This is a genomic window from Frigoribacterium sp. NBH87 (assembly GCF_014217665.1).
Taxonomy (GTDB): Bacteria; Actinomycetota; Actinomycetes; order Actinomycetales; family Microbacteriaceae; genus Frigoribacterium; species Frigoribacterium endophyticum.
The window spans coordinates 1,199,806-1,224,499 of the sequence record NZ_CP043650.1 but is presented as its reverse complement, the minus strand read 5'-3'; the positions used below and the strand labels follow the sequence as shown (position 1 = coordinate 1,224,499).

Annotated in this window: 17 protein-coding genes and 1 pseudogene; 9 read left to right on the top strand and 9 right to left on the bottom strand. The window is 73.6% G+C overall.

Annotated elements, in window-relative coordinates; translation table 11 throughout:
- Positions 1 to 3: 3 nt before the first annotated feature.
- On the top strand, positions 4 to 405 hold the full coding sequence (locus tag F1C15_RS05660) for a hypothetical protein (protein ID WP_185233496.1): 402 nt from the start codon (positions 4 to 6) through the stop codon (positions 403 to 405).
- A gap of 160 nt (positions 406 to 565) precedes the next feature.
- Here the strand turns inward: F1C15_RS05660 and F1C15_RS05655 are convergent, their stop codons facing one another.
- The 7 genes and pseudogenes from F1C15_RS05655 to hrpA all read right to left on the bottom strand — a co-directional run bounded on the left by F1C15_RS05655 (position 566) and on the right by hrpA (position 11,731).
- Complete coding sequence (locus tag F1C15_RS05655) at positions 566 to 2,101, bottom strand: alpha-N-arabinofuranosidase (RefSeq protein WP_185233494.1); 1,536 nt, start codon at positions 2,099 to 2,101, stop codon at positions 566 to 568.
- Between the two features lie 91 nt (positions 2,102 to 2,192).
- Complete coding sequence (locus F1C15_RS05650; RefSeq protein WP_255465501.1) at positions 2,193 to 3,110, bottom strand: carbohydrate ABC transporter permease; 918 nt, start codon at positions 3,108 to 3,110, stop codon at positions 2,193 to 2,195.
- Complete coding sequence (locus F1C15_RS05645; protein ID WP_370543618.1) at positions 3,107 to 4,075, bottom strand: carbohydrate ABC transporter permease; 969 nt, start codon at positions 4,073 to 4,075, stop codon at positions 3,107 to 3,109. Before F1C15_RS05645 ends, F1C15_RS05650 begins: the two co-directional genes overlap by 4 nt.
- Positions 4,076 to 4,146: 71 nt before the next feature.
- A pseudogene (locus F1C15_RS05640) lies at positions 4,147 to 5,418 on the bottom strand (extracellular solute-binding protein).
- Between the two features lie 277 nt (positions 5,419 to 5,695).
- On the bottom strand, positions 5,696 to 6,592 hold the full coding sequence (locus F1C15_RS05635) for a glucose 1-dehydrogenase (protein WP_056056776.1): 897 nt from the start codon (positions 6,590 to 6,592) through the stop codon (positions 5,696 to 5,698).
- 125 nt (positions 6,593 to 6,717) lie between these two features.
- A complete protein-coding gene (locus F1C15_RS05630; protein WP_185233492.1) occupies positions 6,718 to 7,734 on the bottom strand; it encodes a LacI family DNA-binding transcriptional regulator in 1,017 nt (338 codons plus the stop codon).
- A 70-nt stretch (positions 7,735 to 7,804) separates the two neighbouring features.
- Positions 7,805 to 11,731 carry an ATP-dependent RNA helicase HrpA gene (hrpA, locus tag F1C15_RS05625; protein WP_185233490.1) on the bottom strand — a complete coding sequence of 1,309 codons (3,927 nt, stop codon included), beginning with the start codon at positions 11,729 to 11,731 and terminating at the stop codon, positions 7,805 to 7,807.
- A gap of 138 nt (positions 11,732 to 11,869) precedes the next feature.
- Between hrpA and F1C15_RS05620 the strand changes: the two genes are divergently transcribed.
- The 8 genes from F1C15_RS05620 (at position 11,870) to F1C15_RS05585 (ending at position 22,479) form a co-directional block, all read left to right on the top strand.
- A complete protein-coding gene (locus F1C15_RS05620) occupies positions 11,870 to 12,379 on the top strand; it encodes a hypothetical protein (RefSeq protein ID WP_185233488.1) in 510 nt (169 codons plus the stop codon).
- A 658-nt stretch (positions 12,380 to 13,037) separates the two neighbouring features.
- A complete protein-coding gene (locus F1C15_RS05615; RefSeq protein ID WP_185233486.1) occupies positions 13,038 to 13,511 on the top strand; it encodes a helix-turn-helix transcriptional regulator in 474 nt (157 codons plus the stop codon).
- Positions 13,512 to 13,630: 119 nt separating this feature from the next.
- The gene (locus F1C15_RS05610; RefSeq protein WP_185233484.1) at positions 13,631 to 15,334 is read left to right on the top strand and encodes a long-chain fatty acid--CoA ligase; all 1,704 of its coding nucleotides are present in this window, start codon (positions 13,631 to 13,633) and stop codon (positions 15,332 to 15,334) included.
- Positions 15,335 to 15,424: 90 nt separating this feature from the next.
- The gene (locus F1C15_RS05605; protein ID WP_185233482.1) at positions 15,425 to 16,453 is read left to right on the top strand and encodes a DMT family transporter; all 1,029 of its coding nucleotides are present in this window, start codon (positions 15,425 to 15,427) and stop codon (positions 16,451 to 16,453) included.
- Between the two features lie 13 nt (positions 16,454 to 16,466).
- Positions 16,467 to 17,999: an MmgE/PrpD family protein gene (locus F1C15_RS05600; RefSeq protein WP_185234093.1), complete on the top strand. Its 1,533-nt coding sequence runs from the start codon at positions 16,467 to 16,469 to the stop codon at positions 17,997 to 17,999.
- On the top strand, positions 17,999 to 18,901 hold the full coding sequence (prpB, locus tag F1C15_RS05595; protein WP_056056765.1) for a methylisocitrate lyase: 903 nt from the start codon (positions 17,999 to 18,001) through the stop codon (positions 18,899 to 18,901). Before F1C15_RS05600 ends, prpB begins: the two co-directional genes overlap by 1 nt.
- A 115-nt stretch (positions 18,902 to 19,016) precedes the next feature.
- The gene (locus tag F1C15_RS05590) at positions 19,017 to 20,225 is read left to right on the top strand and encodes a bifunctional 2-methylcitrate synthase/citrate synthase (RefSeq protein WP_185233480.1); all 1,209 of its coding nucleotides are present in this window, start codon (positions 19,017 to 19,019) and stop codon (positions 20,223 to 20,225) included.
- 208 nt (positions 20,226 to 20,433) lie between these two features.
- Complete coding sequence (locus F1C15_RS05585; protein ID WP_185233478.1) at positions 20,434 to 22,479, top strand: thioredoxin domain-containing protein; 2,046 nt, start codon at positions 20,434 to 20,436, stop codon at positions 22,477 to 22,479.
- 189 nt (positions 22,480 to 22,668) lie between these two features.
- On the opposite strand, the gene F1C15_RS05580 is transcribed toward F1C15_RS05585, so the two are convergent.
- A complete protein-coding gene (locus F1C15_RS05580) occupies positions 22,669 to 23,544 on the bottom strand; it encodes a sulfurtransferase (RefSeq protein ID WP_185233476.1) in 876 nt (291 codons plus the stop codon).
- A 188-nt stretch (positions 23,545 to 23,732) separates the two neighbouring features.
- Complete coding sequence (locus tag F1C15_RS05575) at positions 23,733 to 24,686, bottom strand: manganese catalase family protein (protein ID WP_185233474.1); 954 nt, start codon at positions 24,684 to 24,686, stop codon at positions 23,733 to 23,735.
- Positions 24,687 to 24,694: the final 8 nt, after the last annotated feature.

Sequence of the window (24,694 nt, the reverse complement as noted above, 5' to 3'; positions counted from 1 at the left end):
GGCATGCCCGACACGCCCCCTCGCGACATCGCCGTCGCCCGCTCCGAGATCCGCGACGACGAGGCCAAGCGCATGATCGGCCTGGTCGCCGCCGCCGACCTCACCGAGCGCGCCGGCCGCTGGGTCGCCGACGGGGTCGACGACGACGCGGCCCGGGCCCTCGCGGCCGGGGCGGGCCTCGGCGAGGAGGCGCGGCTGGCGCTCCTGGAGGAGCTCGCGGCCTCGCAGGGCCTCGCCTTCGACACCGTCCGCGCCGCCCGTGCCCACCACGGCGAGGCCGTGATCCGCTCGATGACGGCGGCCAGCGCGCCCGCCGACTCGCTGTCGTTCTCGAACACCTTCAGCGACACCATCGAGGAGTCGGTGCGCGACTCCATCTCCCGGCTCTTCCCGCGCCGCAAGTAGCGCCCCCGTCCGACGATCCCCGGCCAACGCCCGGGGGCCGACGCCCCACGGCCAACGCCCCACGGCCAACGCCCCACGGCCGACGCCCCACGGCCGAGGGCCGGCGCCGGGCTCACGCCCCGGCACCGGCCCTCGTCCCCTCCCGGGGTCGGCGGGCTCCCTACGCCGTGCCGACCTCGAGCTCCACGACGGCCCACGACAGGGCGGGCAGCGTGAGACGGGCGACGCCGCCGTCCACGCTGACGCCCTCGAGCGGCACGAGGCCCACGGCGTCCTGCGCCTGCTCGGTGTTGCTCGTGAAGCGGTCCCCGCCCTCGGGCACCGTCAGCAGCTCGGCCCGGGTGACGCGGGCGCCCGCGAAGCCGCGGAGGGCGACCTCGACGTCCGCCGCCTCCTCGAGTCCCCGGTTGGCGAGGAAGAACGCGACGCGCCCCGACTCCTCGTCCCAGGTGGCGCTGACGTCGACCAGGTCGGCGTCGCCGTACTTCGGGGTGTCGATCTTGTCGCTCGTCACCACGGTGCGGAGGATCTCGCCGCGGGCGAGCGCCGCCATGCGGGCGAACGGCCAGAAGATCGTCTGGCGCCAGGCCGGCCCGCCCTGCTCGCTGCGGATGGGGGCGATGACGTTGACGAGCTGCGCCTGGTTGGCGATCTTCACCCGGTCGCCGTGGCGCAGCAGCGAGTTGAGGAAGGTGCCGACGACGACCGCGTCGGTGACGTTGTACTGGTCCTCGATGAGGCGCGGGTGCTCGACCCAGCCCTTCGAGACGTTGTGGGGCTGGTCGTCGGTGTCGAGGCCCGTCTGGTACCAGACGTTCCACTCGTCGAACGAGATGTCGACCTGCTTCCGGTGCTTGCCCGCGGCCTTGACGCCGTCGATGGTCGAGACGACTTCCTCGATGAAGGCGTCCATGTCGACGGCCGTGGCGAGGAAGCTCGTCGCGTCGCCGTCGTGTTCCTGGTAGTACGCGTGCATCGAGACGTAGTCGACCTCGTCGTACGCGTGGGTGAGCACCTCGTGCTCCCACGAGCCGAAGGTGGGCATGTTCCGGCCCGAGCTGCCGACGGCGACGAGCTCGATGGTCGGGTCGACGAACTTCATCGCCTTGGCGGCCTCCTGGGCGAGGCGGCCGTACTCGCCGGCCGTCTTGTGGCCGATCTGCCACGGGCCGTCGAGCTCGTTGCCCAGGCACCAGAGCTTGATGTCGAACGGGTCCTTCGCCCCGTTGGCGATGCGGCGGTCGCTGAGGGCCGTGCCGCCGGGGTGGTTGGCGTACTCGACGAGCTCGCGGGCCGCCTCGACGCCGCGGGTGCCGAGGTTGACGGCCTCCATGACCTCGGTGCCGGCCAGCGCGCTCCACTCGACGAACTCGTGCAGGCCGAAGGCGTTGGTCTCGACCGTGTGCCACGCGCCGTCGAGGCGGCGGGGGCGCTGGTCGACCGGCCCGACGCCGTCCTCCCAGTTGTAGCCCGACACGAAGTTGCCGCCGGGGTAGCGGATGACGGTGGCGCCGAGCTCCTTCGTCAGCTCGAGCACGTCGTGGCGGAAGCCCTTCTCGTCGGCGGTCTCGTGGCCGGGCTCGTAGATGCCGGTGTAGACGCACCGGCCCATGTGCTCGACGAACGAGCCGAACAGGCGGCGGGGCACGGGGCCGACGACGAACTCGCGGTCGACGGTGATGCGGGCGGTGCTCATGCGGTTATCTCCTGGTGATGGGGGACGGCGATCTGGCGGGGGGACGGTCGGAGGGGGAGCGGGGGAGGCGCGGGGCCGGTCGAGCGGGGAGTCACTGCCCGCCGAACCCGGTGGTCGAGATGCCCTTGATGATCTGGCGCTGGAAGAAGAGGAACACGAGGATCAGCGGCAGGGCCGCGAGGATCGCCGCGGCCATGTTCTGGGCGTACTGGATGCCGTAGGCGCTCTTGATGGTCTGGAGGCCGACGGGGAGGGTGAGCAGCGACGCGTCGTTGGTCACGATGAACGGCCAGAGGAAGTTGTTCCACGCGCCGATGAACACGAAGATCGAGACCGCACCGAGGATGGGCCGCGAGAGCGGCAGCAGGATGGTGAAGAAGACCCGGATGCGCCCGGCGCCGTCGACGCGGGCGGCGTCCTCCAGCTCGATCGGCACCTGGTCGAAGAACTTCTTCAGCACGAACACCATGGCGGGCGCGATCGCCTGCGGCAGGATGATGCCCCAGTACGTGTCGACCATGTTGAACGCGAGCATCTGGTAGAAGAGCGGCACGATCAGCACCTGCGGCGGCACGATGATCGAGGCGATCGTCGCGACGTACAGCCACTTCTTGCCCCGGAAGTCGAGGCGCGAGAACGCGTAGGCCACGAGCGCCGACGTCGCGACGACGATGAGCGTGATGACGATCGACGTGAACAGGCTGTTGAAGAGCCAGGTCGGGATGTTGCCCTGGTCGAGGATCGCCCGGTACGCGTCGAGGGTGAAGCCGCCGGCCGGCAGCCAGGTCTGCGGCGTCGCCGCGGCGTCGGCCTCGCTCTTGAACGAGGTGGCGAGCGACCAGAGGAATGGGATGAGCCACAGCGCGGCCATCACCACGAGGATGACGATGCTGACGACGCTCATCACGCCGAAGCGCGACTGGCCGGGCTTGTGCGGGGCACGCTCGCGGCCGCGGCGGGCGGTCGGGGCGCGGAGGTCGTCGGTGGGGGCGAGGGCCGGTGCGGTCACTTCTGGGCTCCCTTGCGGTTGCGGGCCGTGGCCGCGAACTGCGCGATCGAGATCACGACGATGACGGCGAAGAAGATGTACGAGATGGCGCTGGAGTAGCCGAAGCGGTAGCCGGTGAAGCCGGTCTCGAAGATGTACTGCACGGTCGAGCGGGTCGTGCCGGCCGGGCCGCCGTTCGTCATCTGGTAGATCTGGTCGAAGACCTTCAGCGACGCGAGCACCTGGAGGATGACGATCAGGCCGGTGGTGGGGCCGAGCTGCGGGATCGTGATCGAGACCAGCGAGCGCCAGCGGCCCGCACCGTCGAGCGACGCCGCCTCGTACTGCTGGTCGGGGATGTTCTGCAGCGCCGCGAGGTAGAGCAGGAAGTTGAACCCGACCGTCCACCAGACGGTGGTGGCGACGACGGCGATCATCGCCGTGTCGGGGTCCTGCAGCCAGGCGGGCTGCGGCAGCCCGACCGTCGCCAGCGCCGAGTTGATCGGGCCGAGCGTCGGGCTGTAGAGCTGGATCCAGAACAGCGACACGACGGTCGACGCCAGCAGGTAGGGCAGGAAGAAGCTGAGGCGCCAGAGCCACTGGCCTGGCAGGCCGGTGTTGACGAGCAGGGCCAGCACGAGCGCGATCACCACGAGCGGGATCGTGCTGAGCACGGTGAACCACAGCGTGTTGAGCATCGAGCGCCACATCGCGGCGTCGGCGAAGGCCTCGGCGTAGTTGGCGAAGCCGATCAGCTCGCCGCCCTGCCCGGTGAGGCTCTGGCCCGTGAGGCTCAGCCAGAACCCGTGCACGAGCGGCCAGACGAGGAAGAGCGCGAAGAGGATCGTGAACGGGGCGGCGAAGCCCCAGCCGATCTTGGTGTCTCTCGGCCCGCCGGAGCGGGTGCGCACCCGGGTGCGGGTGCGGGCGGGCGAGGCCGCGCGGTCGGCGCTGGCCGCCGGGGCGGTCACCGTGGTGGTCGTCACAGATCGACTCCTTCGTCGTCGTGCAGGGAGGTGGGGCGGGAGGGGCGGAGCACGGGGAGGCGCGGGCCGGCTCAGACGGGGGCCGGTCGCGACAGCTGCGTCTCCACCCGGGCGACGAAGGCACGCATGCCCGCGGCCGCGTCGTCCTTCGCGAGGATCACGGACTGGATGCTGTCGAGGAAGTACGTCTGGAAGTCCGACCCCGAGCCCGAGAATCAGGCCGGCGGGTCGTAGTTGAGGTACTCGGCGGCCTCGGCGTAGTGGGCCTGCGGCACGAGCGCCGCGTACTCCGGGCTGTCGACGACCGGGCCGTAGGCGGGGATGTGCCCGGCCTCGGCCCACGAGATGCTGTCCTTCAGGATGGTGGCGACCATCTTGTAGACGTCCTCCCGCTTCGCGTCGTCGACGTCGCTCTGCCGGGGCAGCACGAAGGCGTGCGAGTCGGCGTAGACGGCCGGCGTGCCGAAGAGCGTCGGGATGATGCTGGCGTCGTAGGGGATGCCGGCCGCCTCGGCGCTCGGCACCTCCCATACGCCGGTGAAGAGCATCCCGCTCTCGCCGCTGACGAACTCGGCGATGCCGGACTGGATGTCGCTCGCGGTGGCCATGGCGGTGCCGTCGGTCAGCGTCTGCATGAACTCGAGGGCCGTGACCGCGGCGGCCTCGTCGTACTCGACGGTGCCGCCCTCGCGGAGCACCATGTCGGCGCCCTGCTGCTTGTAGAACGTGTAGAACATGCGCCAGAGCTGGGCGCCGTCGTTGAGGTACCCCCACGAGGCGCCGTGCTTGCCGGTGACCGCCTGCATGGCGGCCGCGACCTCGAGGAACTGCTCGGGGCTGCTGATGTCGACGAGGCGGCCGTCGGGCCCGAGGGCCCCGGCCTGCTGGGCGACGTCGGTGTTGTACAACAGGATGAACGGGTGCGAGTCGAGGGCGACCGAGTACAGCTGGTCGCCGTTGAACCCGGCCTTCCAGACCGCGGGCGCGAAGTCCTGCTCGCGCAGGCCGTACGAGGCGAGCTTGTCGATGTCCCACGGGTCGAGCAGCCCGCCGGGCGCGTAGCCGGGCACGCGCGACGCGTGCATGATCGCGACGTCGGGGGCGCGGCCGCCGGCCGAGGCCATGGCGAGCTTCGTGTAGTACGGCGTACCCCAGGCGAGCACGGTCTGCGTCGCGTGGAACTCGGGGTTCTGCTCGTTGGCCTGGTCGACGAGGGCCGACATCTTGATGCCGTCGCCTCCGCTGAGCAGGTGCCAGAACTTGAGCTGCTCGACGGCAGTGCCGGAGGCGGTGGTCGCGCCGGGCGCACAGCCCGCCAGGCTGCCCACCGCCAGCACGCTCATGATGCCGGCGCCGCCCAGGAGGAGGCTGCGGCGGGAGAGGCCGGCCAGGCCGGTGCGGGCGAGGCCGCCGGGGCGGGGCGGGCCGGACAGGGGCTCAGGGGGTGTCATCGGTGGTCACTCCTTCGTGATGCGTCGACTGCGGACAGCATTACATCGTTGTAACGCGAACGCAAGCGTCGATCCGGAGGCGACCCGCGCCTCCCCGGGGCCGCCCGCCGACGACGGAGGGGCCGCCCGCGACGATGCGCGAGCGGCCCCTCCGGCAGAGCGGTGCGACCTACGGCGTGGGCATGCCGCCGTCGACGTGCAGGGTCTCGCCGACGACGTAGCTCGACTCGCCCGACGCCAGGAACACGTAGGCGGGCGCGAGCTCGGCCGGCTGGCCCCAGCGGCCGAGGGCGGTCTGGCTGCCGACGTCGGGCAGCGCGTCCGACGGCTGGCCGCCGGCGGGCTGGAGGGGGGTCCAGATCGGGCCGGGGGCGACCGCGTTGACGCGGATGCCCTTCGGCGCGAGCTGCATGGCGAGGCCCTTGGAGAAGGTGTTGATCGCGGCCTTGGTCGACGCGTAGTCGACGAGCATCGGGGCCGGCTGGTACGCCTGGATCGACGTCGTGTTGATGATCGTCGAGCCGGGCACGAGGTGGGGGAGCGCGGCCTTGGTGATCCAGAACATCGCGTAGACGTTGGTCTTGTAGGTCTCGTCGAAGTTCTCGTCGTCGAGCTCGAGGAAGTCCTCGACGTGCTGCTGCTTGCCCGCGTTGTTGACGAGGATGTCGAGGCCGCCGAGCTCGCTGACGGCCTTCTCGACGAGCTGCGTGCAGAACTCGCGGTCGGTGATGTCGCCCGGCAGGGCGACGGCCTTGCGGCCGGCGGCCTCGACGAGGGCGACGATCTTCTGCGCGTCCTCCTCCTCCTCGGCGAGGTAGCTGATGGCGACGTCGGCGCCCTCGCGGGCGTAGGCGATGGCGACGGCCGCGCCGATGCCCGAGTCGCCTCCCGTGATGAGCGCCTTGCGGCCCTCGAGGCGGCCCGAGCCGCGGTAGGTCTCCTCGCCGTGGTCGGCGGGCGACGAGAGCTCCTCGTCGGTGCCGGCGCCCTCGAGGTACTGGGCCTTCGGGGTGATGTCGGCGAACTTCTGGGTGGGGTCTTCGAATGCGTACTGGTCAGCAGACATGGCGGCGCCTCTCGGTCTCGTGCACGGGAGTGCGACGGTAGGCCGACCCGCGACTCCTCGTGACCGCTTGACAGCGGACGGGCAGCCGCCATCCAGAAAGCGAAGCGGCGCGACGGCGGGCGGCGTCAGCGCGGCGCCCGGCGGGCCGTGCTCGCGCGGGGCACCACCTCGTGCGGGATCACCGCGAGCTCGGGCGCCCGCTCGCGGTCGGCGATGCGCGCGGCGAGCAGCTCGAGGGTGCGCTCGGCGAAGAGGCGCTTGTCGAGGCGGACGGTGGTCAGCGGCGGGCGGGTGAACCGGCCGTCGGCGATGTCGTCGAAGCCGGCGACCGAGACGTCGTCGGGCACCCGCAGGCCGGCGCTCCAGAGGGCGTGGACGGCGCCGATCGCGAGCGAGTCGGTGAAGCAGAAGAGGGCGTCGGGGGCCTCGCCGAGGGCCAGGGCGTCGGCGACCGTGGCGGCGCCGGCCTCGGGCTCCCAGGCGCGGCAGGCCCAGCGCAGGTCGTCGCCCACCGGCAGCCCCGCTGCCTCCATCGCCTGCGACCAGCCGAGCGTGCGCGCCCGGGCCGTGGCCGAGTCGAAGCCCTCGCCGGGGCAGCCGAGCACGGCGATCCGCCGGTGGCCGAGGGCGAGCAGGTGCTCGGTCATGTCGCGGGCGGCCGTGACGCTGTCGACGCGCACCTGGTCGACGAGGTGCTGCTCGACCTCGCCGATCACGACGACCGGCGGGAGGTCCTCCGCGCCGACGATGGCGCTCTCGCCGAGGCTGACGGGGTTCAGCACGAGGCCGTCGACGAGGTGCTCGCGACCGCGCAGCAGCAGCTCGCGCTCGCGCTCGGGCCGCACGCCGGTCTGCTCGAGCTGCACCGACCAGCCTCGCTCGTGGGCGACCTCGACGAACCAGTGCGACATCTCGGCGCTGTACGGGGTCGTCAGGTCGGGGAAGGCCAGGGCGATCGCGCCGGTGCGGCCGTTGCGCAGCCCGCGGGCGCTGAGGTTCGGCACGTAGTCGAGCTGCGCGAGGGCCGCCTCGACCCGGCCACGGGTGTCGGGGGCGACCCGGACGACGCCGTTGATGACGTTCGAGACGGTCTTCGGCGAGACGCCCGCGAGGGCGGCCACGTCCTTCACCGTCGCGCGCATCTGCCCAGGCTAGTGCGGGGGCCGCCCGTGCCCCCGGCGCCGGGGGCACGGGCGGCAGGGCGGCGGGCGGTCAGGCGGAGGCGAGCACCTTGACGATGCGCTGCAGCGAGACGCTCTCGCTCGGCCGGAGGTCCTGCGCGAAGAGGCTGACGCGGAACTCCTCGAGCAGCCACCGGGCGCGGACGAGTGCCGGAGGCGCGGTGGCGGCGGGCGGGAAGGTGCCGCCCGCGGCCTCGTACCGCTCCGTCGCCTGCTGAACCTCGGTGAGCCAGGCCCGGTCGCGCGCCGGCGCCTCGAGCAGCTTCGCCGTGCGGCGCGTGACGCCGACGAGGTAGACGGGCACGCGCTGCAGCTGCTGCAGCCCGGTCGCGGAGACGAAGCCCGGGTAGATCAGCCGCTCGCGCTGCTGCCGCATGTCGGTGAGGGCGGCCAGCAGCGACATGTTCGTCGCCGCCTTCATCGCCTTGTCGGCGTCGCGCGCCGCCGTGAGGGTGCGGGCCACGAGCGACACGGTCTGGAACATCGAGTCCATCACGGCGGCCGAGACCCGGTCGCGCACGGTGAGGAACTCCTTCTTCGTGTACAGCTGGCCGTCGGGCTTGACCCGGTGCAGCACGTCGTCGACGACGGCCACGAGGCAGTCCGCGAAGAGCGCGGCGGTGTTCTGGTACGGGCTCGTGGCGAGGATGAGCTTCTCGGGCGCCGTCAGGTGCTGCTGCACGTAGGCCACCGGGCTCGGCACGGCGAGCATGAGCAGCCGGCGGACGCCGCGGGGCGTCTCGAGCGCCTGGTCGGCGGGGGTCGCCATCAGGCGGATCGCCACCGAGGTGCCCTCGTCGACCAGCGCCGGGTACGCGCGGATGACGGTGTCGCCGTGCTTCGTGTCGACGACGGTCGGCAGCTCGTCGAAGTCCCAGCTGGTGATGCCGGAGCGCTCGATGGCGTTCGCCGCGGGGGCGCCCGAGACGACCGCCTGCGGGCCGCCGCGGCCTCGTCGGGAGCGACCCGCGCCTCCTTCGCCCTGGCCCTGGCCCTGCGTGACGCGGGCGACGCTCTCGCGCATGTCGTCGCTGAGGCGCTCCTGGAGCGCGTCGAGGCGCTTGTCGACGCCGACCGTGCGGCCGCGCTCGTCGACGACGGCGTAGCTGACCCGGAGGTGCGCGGGCACGCGCTCGAGGTCGAAGTCGTCGACGGCCACGGGCGTGTAGGTGAGCGTGCGGATGACGGTCGCGACGGTCGCGGTGAACGGCTCGTCGACGTCGGCCGGCGGCTCGGCGGGCAGCTCGGCGGTGATCTTCGACGCCCAGTCGGCGGCGGGCACGACGTTCTTGCGGATCTGCTTCGGCAGCGACTTGATCAGCGCCGTGACCAGCTCGTCGCGGAGCCCCGGCACCTGCCAGTCGAAGCCGACCGGGCGGAGGCGCGCCAGCAGCGGCAGGGGGACGACCACCGTGACGCCGTCGTCGTCGGCCCCCGGCTCGAACTTGTAGCGCAGGGTCAGCGTCTGGTCGCCCTGCCGCCACGTGCTCGGGAAGCCCGCCTCGTCGACGTCGGGCTCGTCGTCGCCGAGCAGGTCGGCGGCGGTCATGGTGAGGAGGTCGGGGGTCTGCTGCTTCGCCGTGCGCCACCAGCCCTCGAAGTCGCGGGTGCTCGTGACGTCGGCGGGGATGCGCCGCTGGAAGAACTCGAACGCGGCGTCGCCGTCGACGAGGATGTCGCGGCGGCGGGTGCGCTCCTCGACCTCGGTCAGCTCGCGGACCAGCTGCTGGTTCTTCGCCTCGAACGCCTGACGGCTCTCCCAGTCGCCCTCGACCAGCGCGTGCCGGATGAACAGCTCGCGGGCGTAGCCCGGGTCGATGCGCGAGAACTGGATGCGGCGGCGGGGCACGATCGGCACGCCGTAGAGCGTCACGCGCTCGTAGGCGACGACGGCGCCCTGCTTCTTCTCCCAGTGCGGCTCGCCGTAGCTCTTCTTCACGAGGTCGGGCGCGAGCGGCTCGGCCCAGGCCGGGTCGATGACCCCCGCGACGCGGGCGAACAGCCGGCTCGTCTCGACGAGCTCGGCGCTCATGATCGCGACCGGCGGCTTCTTCGCGAGCGAGCTGCCGGGGAAGAGCACGAAGCGCGTCTGGCGGGCGCCGACGTAGTCCTTCTTCTGCGGGTCGAACAGGCCGATCTGGCTGAGCAGCCCCGCGAGCAGGCTGCGGTGCACCCCGTCCGGGTTCGCGCTGCGCTCGCCGACGTGCAGGCCGAGCGGTCGGGCGGCGCGGGAGAGCTGGCGGAAGACGTCCTGCCACTCGCGCACGCGGAGGTAGTTGAGGAACTCGTCGCGGCAGAGGCGCTTGAACGCGTTGCCGCTGAGCTCCCTCTGCTTGTCCTCCAGGTAGTCGAAGAGGTTGAGCAGGGTGAGGAAGTCGCCCTTGGGGTCGCGGAAGCGCGAGTGCTTCTCGTCGGCCTGCGCGCGGCGCTCGAGGGGGCGTTCGCGGGGGTCCTGGATGCTGAGGGCCGCGACGATCGCGATGACCTCGCGCGTGGTGCCCTGCGTCTTCGACTCGACCACCATGCGGGCGAGGCGGGGGTCGATCGGCAGGCGGGTCAGCTGCTTGCCGACGCGCGTGATCTGACCGCCCTGCGTGACGGCGCCGAGCTCGCGGAGGAGGTCGAGGCCGTCCTTGATGCCGCGGGAGTCCGGCGGCTGCAGGAAGGGGAAGGCCGCGATGTCGCCGAGCCCGAGCGAGATCATCTGCAGGATGACGGCGGCGAGGTTCGTGCGGAGGATCTCGGGCTCGGTGAACTCGGGCCGCTTCTCGAAGTCCGTCTCGCTGTAGAGACGGATCGCGATGCCGCTGCTCGTGCGGCCGGAGCGCCCGGAGCGCTGATTCGCGCTGGCCTGCGAGATGGCCTCGATGGGGAGGCGCTGCACCTTGGCGCGCGTGGAGTAGCGGCTGATGCGGGCGGTGCCGGCGTCGACGACGTACTTGATGCCGGGCACGGTGAGGCTGGTCTCGGCGACGTTCGTCGCGAGGACGATGCGGCGTCTCGTGCCGGCGGTGGTGCTGGGCTGGAAGACGCGGTGCTGGTCGGCGGCGCTGAGCCGGCCGTAGAGGGGGAGCACCTCGGTGTGCGGGAGGTTCCGGCCCCGGATGGCGTCCTCCGCGTCGCGGATCTCGTTCTCGCCGCTGAGGAAGACGAGCACGTCGCCGCTCGACTCGCGGGCGAGCTCGTCGAGGGCCTCGTTGATGCCCTGGAGGTAGTCCTTGTCGTCCGCCCTCGCGGGCCCGGGGGCGTTCTTCTGTGGGGAGCGCGCGGACGCGGCGGCGCGGCGCGGCGGGGCCTCGTCGAGCTCGTCGAGGTCGTCGTCGTCATCGCCGCGCGTGCTGGCCGCGTCGTCGGCGACGAGCGGCCGGTAGCGGATCTCGACGGGGTAGGTGCGGCCGGAGACCTCGACGATGGGGGCGCCGTCGAAGTGCGCGGAGAACGACTCGGGGTCGATGGTGGCGCTGGTGATGATCAGCTTGAGGTCGGGGCGGCGGGGCAGCAGCTGCTTGAGGTAGCCGAGCAGGAAGTCGATGGTGAGGCTGCGCTCGTGCGCCTCGTCGATGATGATCGTGTCGTAGCGCTTCAGGTCGCGGTCGAAGTGGATCTCGTTGAGCAGGATCCCGTCGGTCATCAGCTTGATCTTCGTGTCGCTCGACACCTTGTCGGTGAAGCGCACCTGGTAGCCGACGAGCCCGCCGACCTCCTGGCCGAGCTCCTCGGCGATGCGCTCGCTGATGGTGCGGGCGGCGATGCGCCGGGGCTGCGTGTGGCCGATGCTGGTGCGGCCGAGCTCGAGGCAGATCTTGGGCAGCTGCGTGGTCTTGCCGGAGCCGGTCGAGCCGGCGACGATCACGACCTGGTGGTCGCGGATCGCGGCGGCGATGTCGTCGCGCCGCTGGCTGACGGGCAGCTCGGCGGGGTACGAGATCGTGAGCGGAGGCAGGGGAGCGGCAGACATGAGCCCTCCATGGTAAGCCGCGGGGGCTGTGGACGGGGGCTCGCAGCCGGCCCTCCCCAGGTCGTTCGCCGTGGGCGTCCTCCCCGGGCCGGTCGACGGGCAGGAGTCGCGGGTCGGCCGCCGCGGCACGCTCGCCCCATGAACGTCACCGGTCTCGCCTCTGCTCCCCTCGTCATCGCCACGGACCCCGTGGGCGTCTACCTGCTCGACCTGCTCGCCGAGGGAGGGGGCGGCGGCGGGGCGGTCTCGCGGGAGGCGCTGGTCACCGGGGCCCTGGACCGTCTCGACACGACGGAGGAGGCGGTGACGTCGCGGCTGGCCTCGATGGTCGACGCGGGGTTCGCGATGCGGGTCGAGGGGGGCGGAGCCGAGCCGGCGTGGCGGGGCTGCACGCACGACGAGCTGGCGGCGGCCTTCGACAGCGTGGTCGACGTGCTGCGGGCCCTCGACGAGGCCGGCGACTCGGAGCAGGCGACCGACGCGGTCGCCGCGATCGACGCGGCCTGGGCGACGCGCAGCACCGCGGAGGCGCGTCGGGCCGTGGCCGAGGCCTTCCGGCTCTCGCCTGCCGGGCAGCGGCACGCCCGCCGTGTCGCCGAGGGGACGCTGGGCCTGCCCTTCGGTCGCCCGCGCCCCGAGGGGGTGTGACGTGAGCGAGCCAGCGGTGGGTCGCACCGTCGGCCGTGACGCCGGCCGCGACGTCGCCTGTGCGGCGGCCGGGGCGGCCGACGAGCGGCTGCGCCCGGAGTCGGTCGCCGAGAACGTCGATCCACTCTGGAGTGGAGGAGCGGGGGCGGCGGCGGCCGCGGCCGGCCGTGCTGACGCGGAGGTGGCTCGGGTGAGCACGGCGGGGTCGGTCGCCGAGAACGTCGATCCACTCTGGAGTGGAGGAGCGACGGAAGCATCCCCCGCGGAGCCCACCACGCCGAAGGCGGCTGTTCCACTGGGGAGTGGAGCAGCGCAGGACATGGGGCCGGGCGCTGACGAGGGGCCTGAGGGGGTTCCTCCACTCTGGAGTGGAGCAGGGGCTGACCCGCAGTGTGAGGCGGGGGGTCGCGTTCCACTCTGGAGTGGAGGAGCTGGGGAGGAGGGAGCGCGGTCGTGGGGGCGGCCGGAGGGGGCTGCTCCACTCTGGAGTGGATCGGCTTTTCTGGCGGGCGACTTCTCCTCGGGGCACGACGGGCTCCCGACGGAGGCGGCGGCGGGGGAGCTGGGCGCGGAGCAGGAGCGGGGCCGGGGCCGGGGCCGCGGGCGGGAGCAGGGGCAGCGGGCTCCGAGCTGGCGGCGCTCGCGGACTCCGTTCGAGGTGCTGGCCGACCCGGTCGAGGTGTGGATCATCGAGCAGCTCTGCGTCGGCGAGCACAGCTCCGGCGACCTCGCCTCGCTCGCTCACGAGTCCCTCGGCATCGGGTGGTCGGCCGTCTCGCGGCACCTCGTCACCCTGCGCCGCGCCGGCTTCACCGACGTCGTCGTCGACGGCCCGACCCGCTGGCACGCCCTGCGCCCCGACTGGCTCGACCGCGTCGACGCCGCGCTCTCGGGGCTGCGGGGCGTGTGGGACGAGCACCGGCCGCTCCGCGAGCTCGGCTTCACCGCGTCGCTCCCTCCCACGGCGTTCACCACCGACGTCGGAGCCCGCCACGGCGCACCTCTGCTCGACGACGTGCACCACCGCCCCGCTCGTCTGCGTCAGGGACGCGGTGCCCGCGACCTCGCCCGGCGGGGCGTCGGCCGGAGCGAGTGGGCCGAGGAGACGGACGGCGGCGCCGGCCTCACCTGACGAGGCCGGCGAGCCTCACCTGAGGCACCTCGCCGGCCACCTGGCACTCGCCCCTGCGGTGGACGGATGCAGACGTATGATCCGAGGAACTCGCACGTCAACGGAGACGGAGACCACCCATGACCAGCACCACGGAGACCCCGGCCAGCACCAGCACCGGCACCAGCACCAGCCCGAGCCCGAGCCCCGGCTCCGGCACCGGGACCCGCCCCGGCCCCGGCGCCCCGGGCGACCGGAGCACCGCACCCACCCGCGCCACCGCCTCCGTCGCCGCTGTCCTCGCCGAGTCGGCGCGGCGGTTCCCCGACGACGTCGCCGTCATCGTCGGCGACCAGCGGACCACCTACGCCGAGCTGTGGGCGCAGACCCTCGCCTACGCCGGCGCGCTCCGCGCCAAGGGCGTCACCGAGGGCGCCCGCGTCGCGATGCTCGTGCCCAACGTCGCCGACTTCCCCCGCGTCTACTACGCGACCCTCGCCCTCGGCGCGGTCGCGGTGCCCGTCCACGCGCTGCTCAAGCAGCACGAGATCGAGTACGTGCTCCGCGACAGCGGGGCGACGATGCTCGTCTGCGCCGCGCCGCTGCTCGCCGAGGGCGCCGCCGGCGCCGCGCTCGCCGGGGTCGACGTCGTGACCGTGCTGGCGCCTCCCTCGTCCGTGGACCCGCACGGCACCGGGCACGACCGCCTCGAGGCGCTCGCCGAGGCGAGCGAGCCGCTCGACACCTACGTGCCCCGCGACCCGTTCGACACCGCCACCATCCTCTACACGAGCGGCACGACGGGCCAGCCCAAGGGGGCCGAGGGCTCGCACTTCGCCCTGCTCGAGCAGGTGAACACCAACCTGATGACGACCTTCGACATGACCCGCGGCGACGTGCTGCTCGGGGCGCTCCCGCTCTTCCACACCTTCGGGCAGACCTGCACGATGAACACCGGATTCCGGGCCGGGGCCACGATCGTCATGCTGCCGAAGTTCGACGGCGACGGCGCGCTCGCGGCCATGGTCGAGCACGGCTGCGAGATCTTCATGGGCGTCCCGACGATGTACATGGCGCTGCTCGACGCCGCGACGCGCACCGAGGCACGACCGGCGCTCCGGTACGCGATCTCGGGCGGCGCCTCCATGCCGCTCGCCGTCCTCGAGCGCTTCCAGGCCGTCTTCGACGCTCCGATCCACGAGGGCTACGGCCTCACCGAGACCTCCCCGGTCGCCACCTTCAACCACGTCGGCCGCCCGCCGCGGCCCGGCACGATCGGCACGCCCATCTGGGGCGTCGACGTCGAGATCGCCGACCCGGGCTCCGTCGACGCGATCGTCCTGCTGCCGCACGGCGAGATCGGCGAGCTCGTGATCCGCGGCCACAACCTCATGAACGGCTACCTGAACCGCCCCGACGACACGGCCGCGGCCATCGTCGACGGCTGGTTCCGCACCGGTGACCTCGGCACGAAGGACGACGACGGCTACCTCACGATCGTCGACCGCACGAAGGACATGATCATCCGCAACGGCTACAACGTGTACCCGCGGCAGGTCGAGGAGGTGCTCGCCACCCACCCCGACGTCGCCATGGCGGCCGTGTTCGGTGTGCCGCACGCGGTGCACGGGCAGGAGATCGAGGCGGCGGTGGTGCTCCGCCCCGGCGCCACGGCCACCCCCGAGCAGCTGATCGCCCACGTCTCCGACGAGATCGCCGCGTACAAGTTCCCGCGGGTCGTCCACGTGCTCGACGCCCTGCCGATCGGCCCCAGCGGCAAGGTGCTCAAGCGGGCCCTCGTCGACCGGTTCAGCGCGGGGGAGGAGCCGGCCCGCGCCTCCTGACGGCCGCGCCCCCGCCGTCCGGGGGCGGCGCTCCGCACGCCCCTGCGCCACGGCGTCACGGGCAGACCCGCGCGGTGCCCGCGCCCTACGATGACGACGGTGATCGCCATCGTCCTCGCCGCCCTGCTCTGGGGCACGACCGGCACGGCCGCGAGCCTCGTCGGCGGGACGGTCAGCCCGCTGGCGACGGGGGCCGCCACCATGACGGTCGGTGGCCTCCTGCTGGCACTCACGGCCCCGCGCCTCGCCGCGGCGGTGCTCCGAGGAGGCGGGGGCAGCTGGCGCTGGATCGCCCCCGGAGCCGTCGGGGTCGCCGTCTACCCCCTCGCGTTCTACAGCTCGATGTCGCTCGCCGGCGTCGCCGTCGGCAACGTCGTCTCGCTCGGCACGGCGCCCCTGTTCGCCGCGCTGCTCGAGCGGCTGCTCGACCCGCCCGCCCGGCGCCGCCCTCTCGAGCGGCGCTGGCTCGCCTCCGCCGGGGCCGCCGTCGTGGGCGTGGCGCTCCTCGCGAGCGTCGGCCACGCCGGGCCGCCGACCGACGTCGCGGTCGTCGCGGGGGCGGGGCCCGACCCCCGCGAGGCCCTCGCCCCGGGCGCCGGCCTCGTGGGCGGCGTCGCCCTCGGCCTGCTCGCGGGCCTCGCCTACGCGGCCTACACCTACACCGCCGGCCGGCTCATCCAGCAGGGGCACCCGTCGCGGGGCGCCATGGCCGCCCAGTTCGGCGTCGGGGCCGTGCTGCTGGTGCCGGTCCTGCTCGCGACGGGCGGGTCGATCGTGCAGTCGGCGACATCGGTCGGCGTGCACGCGTACCTCGCCCTGGGCCCGATGTTCATCGCGTACCTGCTCTTCGGCCGCGGGCTCCGCACGGTGTCGAGCTCCCGCGCGACCACCGTGACGCTGCTCGAGCCCGTCGTCGCCACCCTGCTCGCGGTCGTCGTCGTGGGCGAGCGCCTGACGCCGCTCGGCTGGCTGGGCCTCGCGCTCGTGCTCGTCGGCGTCGTGGCGGTCGTCACGGGGCCGCGGGCGGGGCGGGGCGCGCCCGGAGTCCCGCCCGCGCCTCCCGCGACCCCGCCCGCCCCGCCCGCGACCCCTCGACAGGCCCCGGTGCCCGACGCCTAGAGTGAGCGTCGTGATGCTCAACGACGTGCACGTCCACCGGTCCGACGACCCGCTCGCGCGGCGCGACGAGCTGGCCCACCGCCTCGCCGCGGTCGCGGTCGACCCGGTCGCCGTCGACGACGACGTCGCCGAGATGGTCGTCAACCGCGTGATCGACAACGCGGCCGTCGCCGCCGCGAGCCTGCACCGCGCACCCGTCGTCGCCGCCCGGGCCCAGGCCGCGGCGCGGCTGCAGCACCGGTCGGCCCGCCACGACGGCGCGACCGTCGTCGGCCTCGACCCCGACCGGCGGGTCCAGCCCGAGTGGGCCGCCTGGGCGAACGGCGTGGCCGTGCGCGAGCTCGACTTCCACGACACCTTCCTCGCCGCCGAGTACTCGCACCCCGGCGACAACGTGCCGCCCGTGCTCGCCGTCGCCCAGCACGTCGGCGCCACGGGCGAGCAGCTGCTCCGCGGCCTGGTGGCCGGCTACGAGCTGCAGATCGACCTGACCCGAGCGATCAGCCTGCACGCCCACAAGATCGACCACGTCGCCCACCTCGGCCCGAGCGCGGCCGGCGGCATCGGAGCCCTGCTCGGCCTCGACGTCGAGACCACCGCCCAGGCCATCGCCCAGGCGCTGCACACGACGACCGCGACGCGGCAGTCGCGCAAGGGCCTCATCTCGACCTGGAAGGCCTACGCCCCGGCCTTCGCGGGCAAGCAGGCGGTCGAGGCGATCGACCGCGCGCTCCGCGGCCAGACGAGCCCCAGCCCGATCTGGGAGGGCGAGGACGGCGTGATCGCGCGCCTCCTCGACGGCCCCGACGCCCGGTACAGCGTGCCGCTGCCGGCCCCGGGCGAGTCGAAGCGGGCCATCCTCGACAGCTACACGAAGGAGCACAGCGCCGAGTACCAGGCGCAGGCCTGGATCGACCTCGCCCGCCGTCTCGGCCGTGAGCGGCCCGAGCTGCGCGACCCCGCGGCCGTCCGGCGCATCGTGCTGCACACGAGCCACCACACGCACGTCGTCATCGGCTCGGGCGCGGGCGACCCGCAGAAGTACGACCCGCGGGCCAGCCGCGAGACGCTCGACCACTCCATCCCCTACATCGTCGCCGTCGCCCTGCAGGACGGCGCGTGGCACCACGAGCGCAGCTACGCGCCCGAGCGCGCGCAGCGCCCCGACACCGTGGAGCTGTGGAGTCGCATCAGCACCGCCGAGGACGCCGGGTGGACGAGGCGGTACCACTCCGTCGACCCCGCCGAGAAGGCGTTCGGCGGGCGCATCGAGGTCGAGTTCGTCGACGGGTCGAGCCTCGTCGACGAGATCGCCGTGGCCGACGCGCACCCGCTCGGCGCGCGGCCGTTCGCGCGGGCCGACTACGTGCGCAAGTTCCGCACGCTCGCCGAGGGGGTGCTCGCCGACGAGGAGGTCGAGCGGTTCCTGGAGCTGGCCCCGCGACTCCGGAGCCTGCGCCCCGACGAGCTCGCCGGGCTCACCGTGACGCCGCCGGAGGGCAGCCTGCGCGAGGTCGACGCCGCGTCGCCCGAGGGGCTGTTCTGATGCTGTACTCGACGCTGGCCCCGGCCGAGAAGCGGCGGCTGTTCCGCGAGCGGCTGCGCGGCACCGACGACGTGCTGCGGCTGCCCGGGGCGTTCAACCCGCTCAGCGCGCGCCTGATCGAGCGCAAGGGCTTCGAGGGCGTCTACGTCTCGGGCGCGGTCGTCGCCGCCGACCTCGGCCTGCCCGACATCGGCCTCACCACCCTCACCGAGGTCGCCCAGCGGGCCGGCCAGATCGCGCGCATGACCGACCTGCCGACCCTCGTCGACGCCGACACGGGCTTCGGCGAGCCGATGAACGCGGCGCGCACCGTGCAGACCCTGGAGGACGCGGGAGTCGCGGGCATGCACATCGAGGACCAGGTGAACCCCAAACGGTGCGGCCACCTCGACGGCAAGCAGGTCGTCGACCTCGACACGGCCGTGAAGCGCGTGCGGGCGGCGGTCGAGGGGCGTCGCGACCCCGACTTCCTGGTCATGGCGCGCACCGACGTCCGGGCGCTCGAGGGGCTCGACGTCGCCGTCGACCGGGTGCGTGCCCTCGTCGACGCGGGGGCCGACGCGGTCTTCCCCGAGGCGCTCACCGGGCTCGCCGAGTTCGAGGCCGTGGCCTCCGCGGTCGACGTGCCCGTGCTCGCCAACATGACCGAGTTCGGCAAGGGGCGGCTGCACACCGTCGACGAGCTGCGCGACGCCGGGGTGCGGATCGTCATCTGGCCCGTGAGCCTGCTGCGCCTCGCGATGGGCGAGGCGTCCCGCGGCCTGGACGAGCTGGCCGAGAGGGGCACCCAGGCGCGCCTCCTCGACCGGATGCAGCACCGCGCCGACCTGTACGACCTGATCGACTACGAGGGCTACTCGGCCTTCGACGGCGACGTGTTCGACTTCACCGTCGAGCGCTGAGCGCCGCGGCTCCGCCCGCCCACCGCAGCTCCGTACGACAGCACGACAGCACCGCACCACCGCACCGCCCGCCGGCACCGTCGCCGGCACCGCCTCACCTCACGAAGGAGTGACCATGAGCGACACCCTCACCGCCCCCGCGGCGGCGTCCGCCCCCGAGCTGCACAAGGGCCTCGCCGGGGTGGTGGTCGACCGGACGGCCGTGTCGTCCGTCGACCCGACGAGCGGCTCGCTGCTCTACCGCGGCTACCCCGTGCAGGAGCTCGCCGCCCGCTGCGACGTCGAGGACGTCGCCCACCTGCTGCTGCACGGCGAGCTGCCGACCCCCGAGCAGCGCGTCGCCTTCGACGCCGAGCTCCGGGCCGCGCGGCCGCTCGCGCCCGGGCTGCAGCACGTCATCGACCTCATCCCCACCTCGGCGCACCCGATGGACGTCGTCCGCACCGCCCTCAGCGCCCTGGGCGCCGCCGAGCCCGAGCCGAGCACCGCCCCGGGCGTGCACGACCCGGCCGCCGCGCGGCGCCTCGCGACGAGGGTCTTCGCGGCGCTGCCCGGCGTGATCGCCTACGACCAGCGGCGCCGCCACGACCTGCCGCCGGTGCCCCCGCGCGACGACCTCGGCTGGTCGGCGGACCTCCTGAACCGCGTCTTCGGCCGCGAGCCCGACGAGGTCGACGTGCGGGCCCTCGACACCTCGATGGTGCTCTACGCCGAGCACTCGTTCAACGCCTCGACCTTCACCGCGCGCGTGGTGGCCTCGACGCTCTCCGACCTGCACTCCGCGCTCGTCGCGGCGGTCGGGGCGCTCAAGGGCCCCCTGCACGGCGGGGCGAACGAGGCCGCCCTCGAGCTGCTCGAACGGGTCGCCGACGACGGCGGGGCCGACGGCGCCCTCGCCTGGCTCGACGCCGCGCTCGCCCGCCGGGAGAAGATCATGGGTTTCGGGCACCGCGTCTACAAGGACGGCGACAGCCGCGTGCCGACCATGGAGGAGGCGCTGGCCGGCCTCGTCGACCGTGCCCGCGCCTCCGGCGACACCCGGGTCGACGAGCTCGCCGCGGTGTACGACGCGCTGGCCGCGGGCGTGCTCGACCGCAAGGGGCTCAAGCCGAACGTCGACTGGCCGTCGGGCTTCGCCTACCACCTGATGGGCTTCGAGACCCCGGTCTTCACGCCGCTGTTCGTCGCGGCCCGGGTGCTCGGCTGGAGCGCCCACGTGATCGAGCAGCGGGAGGCGAACTCGCTGATCCGGCCGCTGTCGCACTACGACGGGCCCGCGCAGCGAGCCGTGCCCGCGCAGCGAGCCGTGCCGGCGCGAGCGTAGGCAGTCCGTCCCCCTCCCCGCCGCTGCTGCGGCTGCTTTCGCCGTCGCCGTCGCCGTCGCCGTCGATCCCGACGGTTCTGCCGCCCCGACACCACCGACTGATCAAACAACCACGTCGTTCCGTGGTTCTTTGATCAGTCGGTGGTTCCGGCGAGCGAGAGGCGGTCGCGGCGGGACGCCCCGCCCGCACGCGCCTAGCGTGGGGCGCATGACGAACCGACTCGCCGACGCCGTCAGCCCGTACCTGCGCTCGCACGCCGACAACCCCGTCGACTGGTGGCCCTGGGGCCAGGAGGCCTTCGACGAGGCCGCCCGCCGCGACGTGCCCGTGCTCGTCTCGATCGGCTACGCGACCTGCCACTGGTGCCACGTGATGGCTCGCGAGAGCTTCAGCGACCCCGAGCTCGCCGCGCACCTCAACGAGAGCTTCGTCGCCGTCAAGGTCGACCGCGAGGAGCACCCCGACGTCGACTCGAGCTACCTCGCCGCCGCCTCGGCCTTCACCGAGCAGCTCGGCTGGCCCCTCACCGTCTTCGCGACCCCCGAGGGCCGCACGTTCTTCGCGGGCACCTACTTCCCGCCGCAGCCGGTGCAGGGGCACCCGGCCTTCCGGCAGGTGCTCGACGCCGTCACCGAGGCCTGGACGACCCGCCGCGGCGAGGTGGACGCGACCGCCCGCGGCGTGGCGGCGGCCCTCGCGGCGCAGCCCGCGCCTCCGGGGGAGCACGCGCCGCTGCCGTCGACCGAGGCGCTCCGGCACGCGGCCGCCCGGGTCGGCGCGGCGGAGGACGTCGAGCACGGCGGCTTCGGCGGCGCGCCGAAGTTCCCGGTCGCGCCGGCGCAGCTGGCCCTGCTCGGCCTGGGCGCCGGGGGAGACCGGGCCGCCCTGGCCCTCGTCTCGCGCACCCTGCGGGCGATGGCCGCGTCGCCGTTGCGCGACCCCGTCGAGGGCGGGTTCTTCCGTTACTCGACCCGGCGCGACTGGCACGATCCGCACTACGAGCGCATGCTCTACGACAACGCGCTGCTGCTGACGGCGTACTCGCGGCTGGCCCTGCTCGAGCCGGGGCTGGTCGAGCCGGGCCCGGTCCAGGAGACGTCGCCGTCGTCGCCGGAGGAGCCCGCGGGAGGCGCGGCCGCCGCCGCCCGCACCGCTCCCGACCCGCTGTCGGTCGCCTCGGGCATCGCCGACGTGCTGCTCGGTCGGCTGCGGACCCCGCGCGGGGCGTTCGCCTCTGCCCAGGACTCGGAGAGCACGATCGACGGCCGCCGGGTGGAGGGCGGCTGGTACGGCCTCGACGCCGAGGAGCGCCGCCGGCACGAGCCCCCGCCCGTCGACGAGAAGGTGCTGACCGGGTGGAACGGGCTCGCCATCGCCGCCCTGGCCGAGGCCGGCGCGCGGCACGACAGGCCCGAGTGGGTCGCGGCGGCCCGGGCGGCGGCCGACCTGCTGCTCGACGAGCACGTGACCTCCGACGGGCGGCTGCTCCGCGCCTCCACCGGGTCCGGCGTCTCGACGGCCGTCGCGACCCTCGAGGACCACGGCATGTTCGCCGAGGGGCTGCTGCAGCTGACGCTCGCGACGGGCCTGCCGCGCTACGCGGTCGCGGCCCGCGAGCTGCTCGAGCGAACCCTCGTCGACGACCCCGCAGCCGCGGTCCCGTTCGCCGCGCCCGAGGGGGCCGACCCGGTGCTGCGCGGCCACGGCACGGCGCTGGCGGCCGACCCCTCCGAGGGGGCCTACCCCTCCGGGCTCAGCGCCACGGCGACCGCCGCCCTCGCCCTGCACCGGATGACGGGGGAGGCGCGGTGGCGGTCCGCCGCGGAGCGCGCCGTCGCCCCCGGCGCGGCCCGGGCCCTCGACGCTCCCGTCGCGTTCGGCACCACGTTCGCCCTGCTCGCCGAGCTCGCCGCGCCGTCGACGCAGCTGGTCGTCGTCGAGCCCGCCGTCGTGGCGGGTGCGGGCGCGGGCGCGGACGCGACCGTCGCCGCTGCGGCTGTCGAGGACACGACGACGCTGGTGCCCGCGTTCGACCTCGGGGAGCGGGCGCGGCGCACCCTCGGACCCGGCGTGCTGGTCGGCGTCGTCGGGGAGGACGCCGCCGAGGCGCTCGCCGACGCCGGCTTCGAGCTGTTCGCCGGTCGTCGGGCGGTGCGCGGCCACGTGACCGCGTACCTCTGCCACGACTTCGTCTGCCGCCTGCCCGTCACGGGCATCGAGGAGCTCGACCGGGAGCTCGCCGAGCAGCTCTAGGCCGGCGGCGCCGAGTGGTCACGATCGGCTCCTCCCGGGTTGGGGAGTGACAGTTCGTGACCCTTCGCCGGTCCGACCCCGGGGAGGCGGGGGCTGGGTGGTCACGATCGGCTCGTCCCGCGCGCGGGAACGACAGTTCGTGACCACTCGGCGGTCCGACGCGCGGTGGCGGTCGGGTGAGGCCCCCGCTCAGGCGGCGAGCGTCGCGAGCGGGGCGTCGCCGTCGGCGGCCCACTCGGTGAGCGACCCGTCGTACAGCGCCACGTTCCGCTCGCCGACGAGGGTGAGCGCCAACGCGTCGGCACTGGCCGCGATGCCCTGGCCGCAGTAGACGACGACGCGGTCGGCACCGAGGGCGGGAGCGAGCAGGGCTCGGAGCTGCGCGGGGCTGGCGAAGCGCCGGTCGTCGGCGACGAGCTCGTCGGCGGGCGCGTTCACGCTGCCCGGGATGTGACCGAGCCGCGGGCGACGGCCCTCGTGGCCGGCGAACTCGGCGCGGGGAGAGCCGCAGACGAGAGCGGCCTGCTCGTCGCCGCGCACGACGGCCTCGACGTAGGCCTTGTCGACCCAGAGCTCGGGACGCTCGTCGGCGAGGAAGAGCGCGGGCTGCGGCTCGACGTGGCCGACGTCGATCGGGCGCTGCTCGCGCTGCCACGTCGTGAAGCCGCCGTCGAGCACGGCGACGTCGTCGTAGCCGAAGGCACGGAACAGCCACCAGAGCCGTGCGGCCCAGAGGCCGACCGACGAGTCGTAGACCACGACGGTGGTCTCGTTAGTGATGCCGAGCGCGCCCACCGCCGCCTCGAAGCGCTCGGCGTCGGGGCGGGTGAAGGGCAGGTCGGCCCGGTGGTCGCTGAGCTCGCTGACGAGGTCGCCGAAGACGGCGCCGGGCACGTGGCCGTCGACGAGGTACTGCTCGTGCCCGGTGACGAAGCGGCCGCTGGGCCGCCCGTCGGGGCCGGCGACGGAGACGACCGACGCGTCGACGACCACCATCTCGTCGGCCCCGATGTGGTCGGCGAGCCACTGGCTCGAGACGAGGGGGGAGGTCAGCACGGGAGGCATGCGGGCCACGGTACTGCCGACCCCTGTCATCGGCCAGGGCGCGCCTTCACGGCGCGTCACGATCGCGACGGGGCCGACCCGCGCCTCCTGCCGACGGAACGACCGAGCCGACCCGCGACTCCCGCGCCTCCCGCCGGCGGAACGACTGGGCCGACCCGCGACTCCCGCAGGTCGGCCCGGGCGAGCGACTACTTCCCGGTCGGGCCGGAGAAGCTCTCGATGTCCTGCAGCTCGAGCTCGGCGGTGGCCTGGGTCAGCTCGAGCAGGTCGGCGTCGAGGCCGGGGGCGAACTCCTCGAGGCGCTCGGGCGAGATCGTCGACGGGGCGCCGACGGGGGCCTGCTCGGTGGCGGTGAGGTCGGTGCCGTCGTTCGAGGGCGACGGGCCGCGGAAGATCTTGCTCGCCTCCGACTTGCCGTCGAGGTCGAAGCTGTACTGCTTGCTCTGCAGCCCGAGGTCGAGCAGCCTCTTCACCTCGGGGAACTGCTCGGCGTTGGTCTTGGGCACGGGCAGCAGCTTGTTCCACATCACGCCGAGCGACTCGAGGGCCTTCGCGTAGGCGTTCTCGTGCGCCTGGTCGCGGACGATCAGGTACGCGAGCGTGCCGCGGGCGACCGCGTTGTCGGTCATCTCGTAGATGCGGCACTTCTGCAGGCGGCCGGTCGACTCGAGCATGAGGTTGTACAGCAGGTCGAGGGGCAGGTTGCCGCTGTTGTAGACGTAGCTGCCGCTCCAGGGGTTGCCGACCGAGTCGACGGGCAGGGCGCCCTGGGCCCCCACGAGGTAGTGGTGGATGTTGCCCGTGTCGAGTGCGATGTTCAGCGGGGTCGCGCCGCCGGCACCGGGGGTGTCGAGCGGGTCGGTGAGCTTGCCGGTGTACTCGGGGCTCCCGTCGAGCAGGCGCGAGATGGTCGTGCCGATCAGCTCGACGTGGCTGATCTCCTCAGTGCCGACGCCCTGGATGAGGTCGCGGTACGGCTTCGCCGCCGGCCCGCGGAAGTTCATCGCCTGGAAGAGGTACTGCATCATCGTGCGCATCTCGCCGAACTGGCCGCCGAGGCCCTCCTGCAGCGCGTTGGCGGCGGCGGGGTCGGGCTCGCCGTCGGCGATCTCGTTGATCCAGGTCTGTGCGTGGAAGTACATGGGGCCTC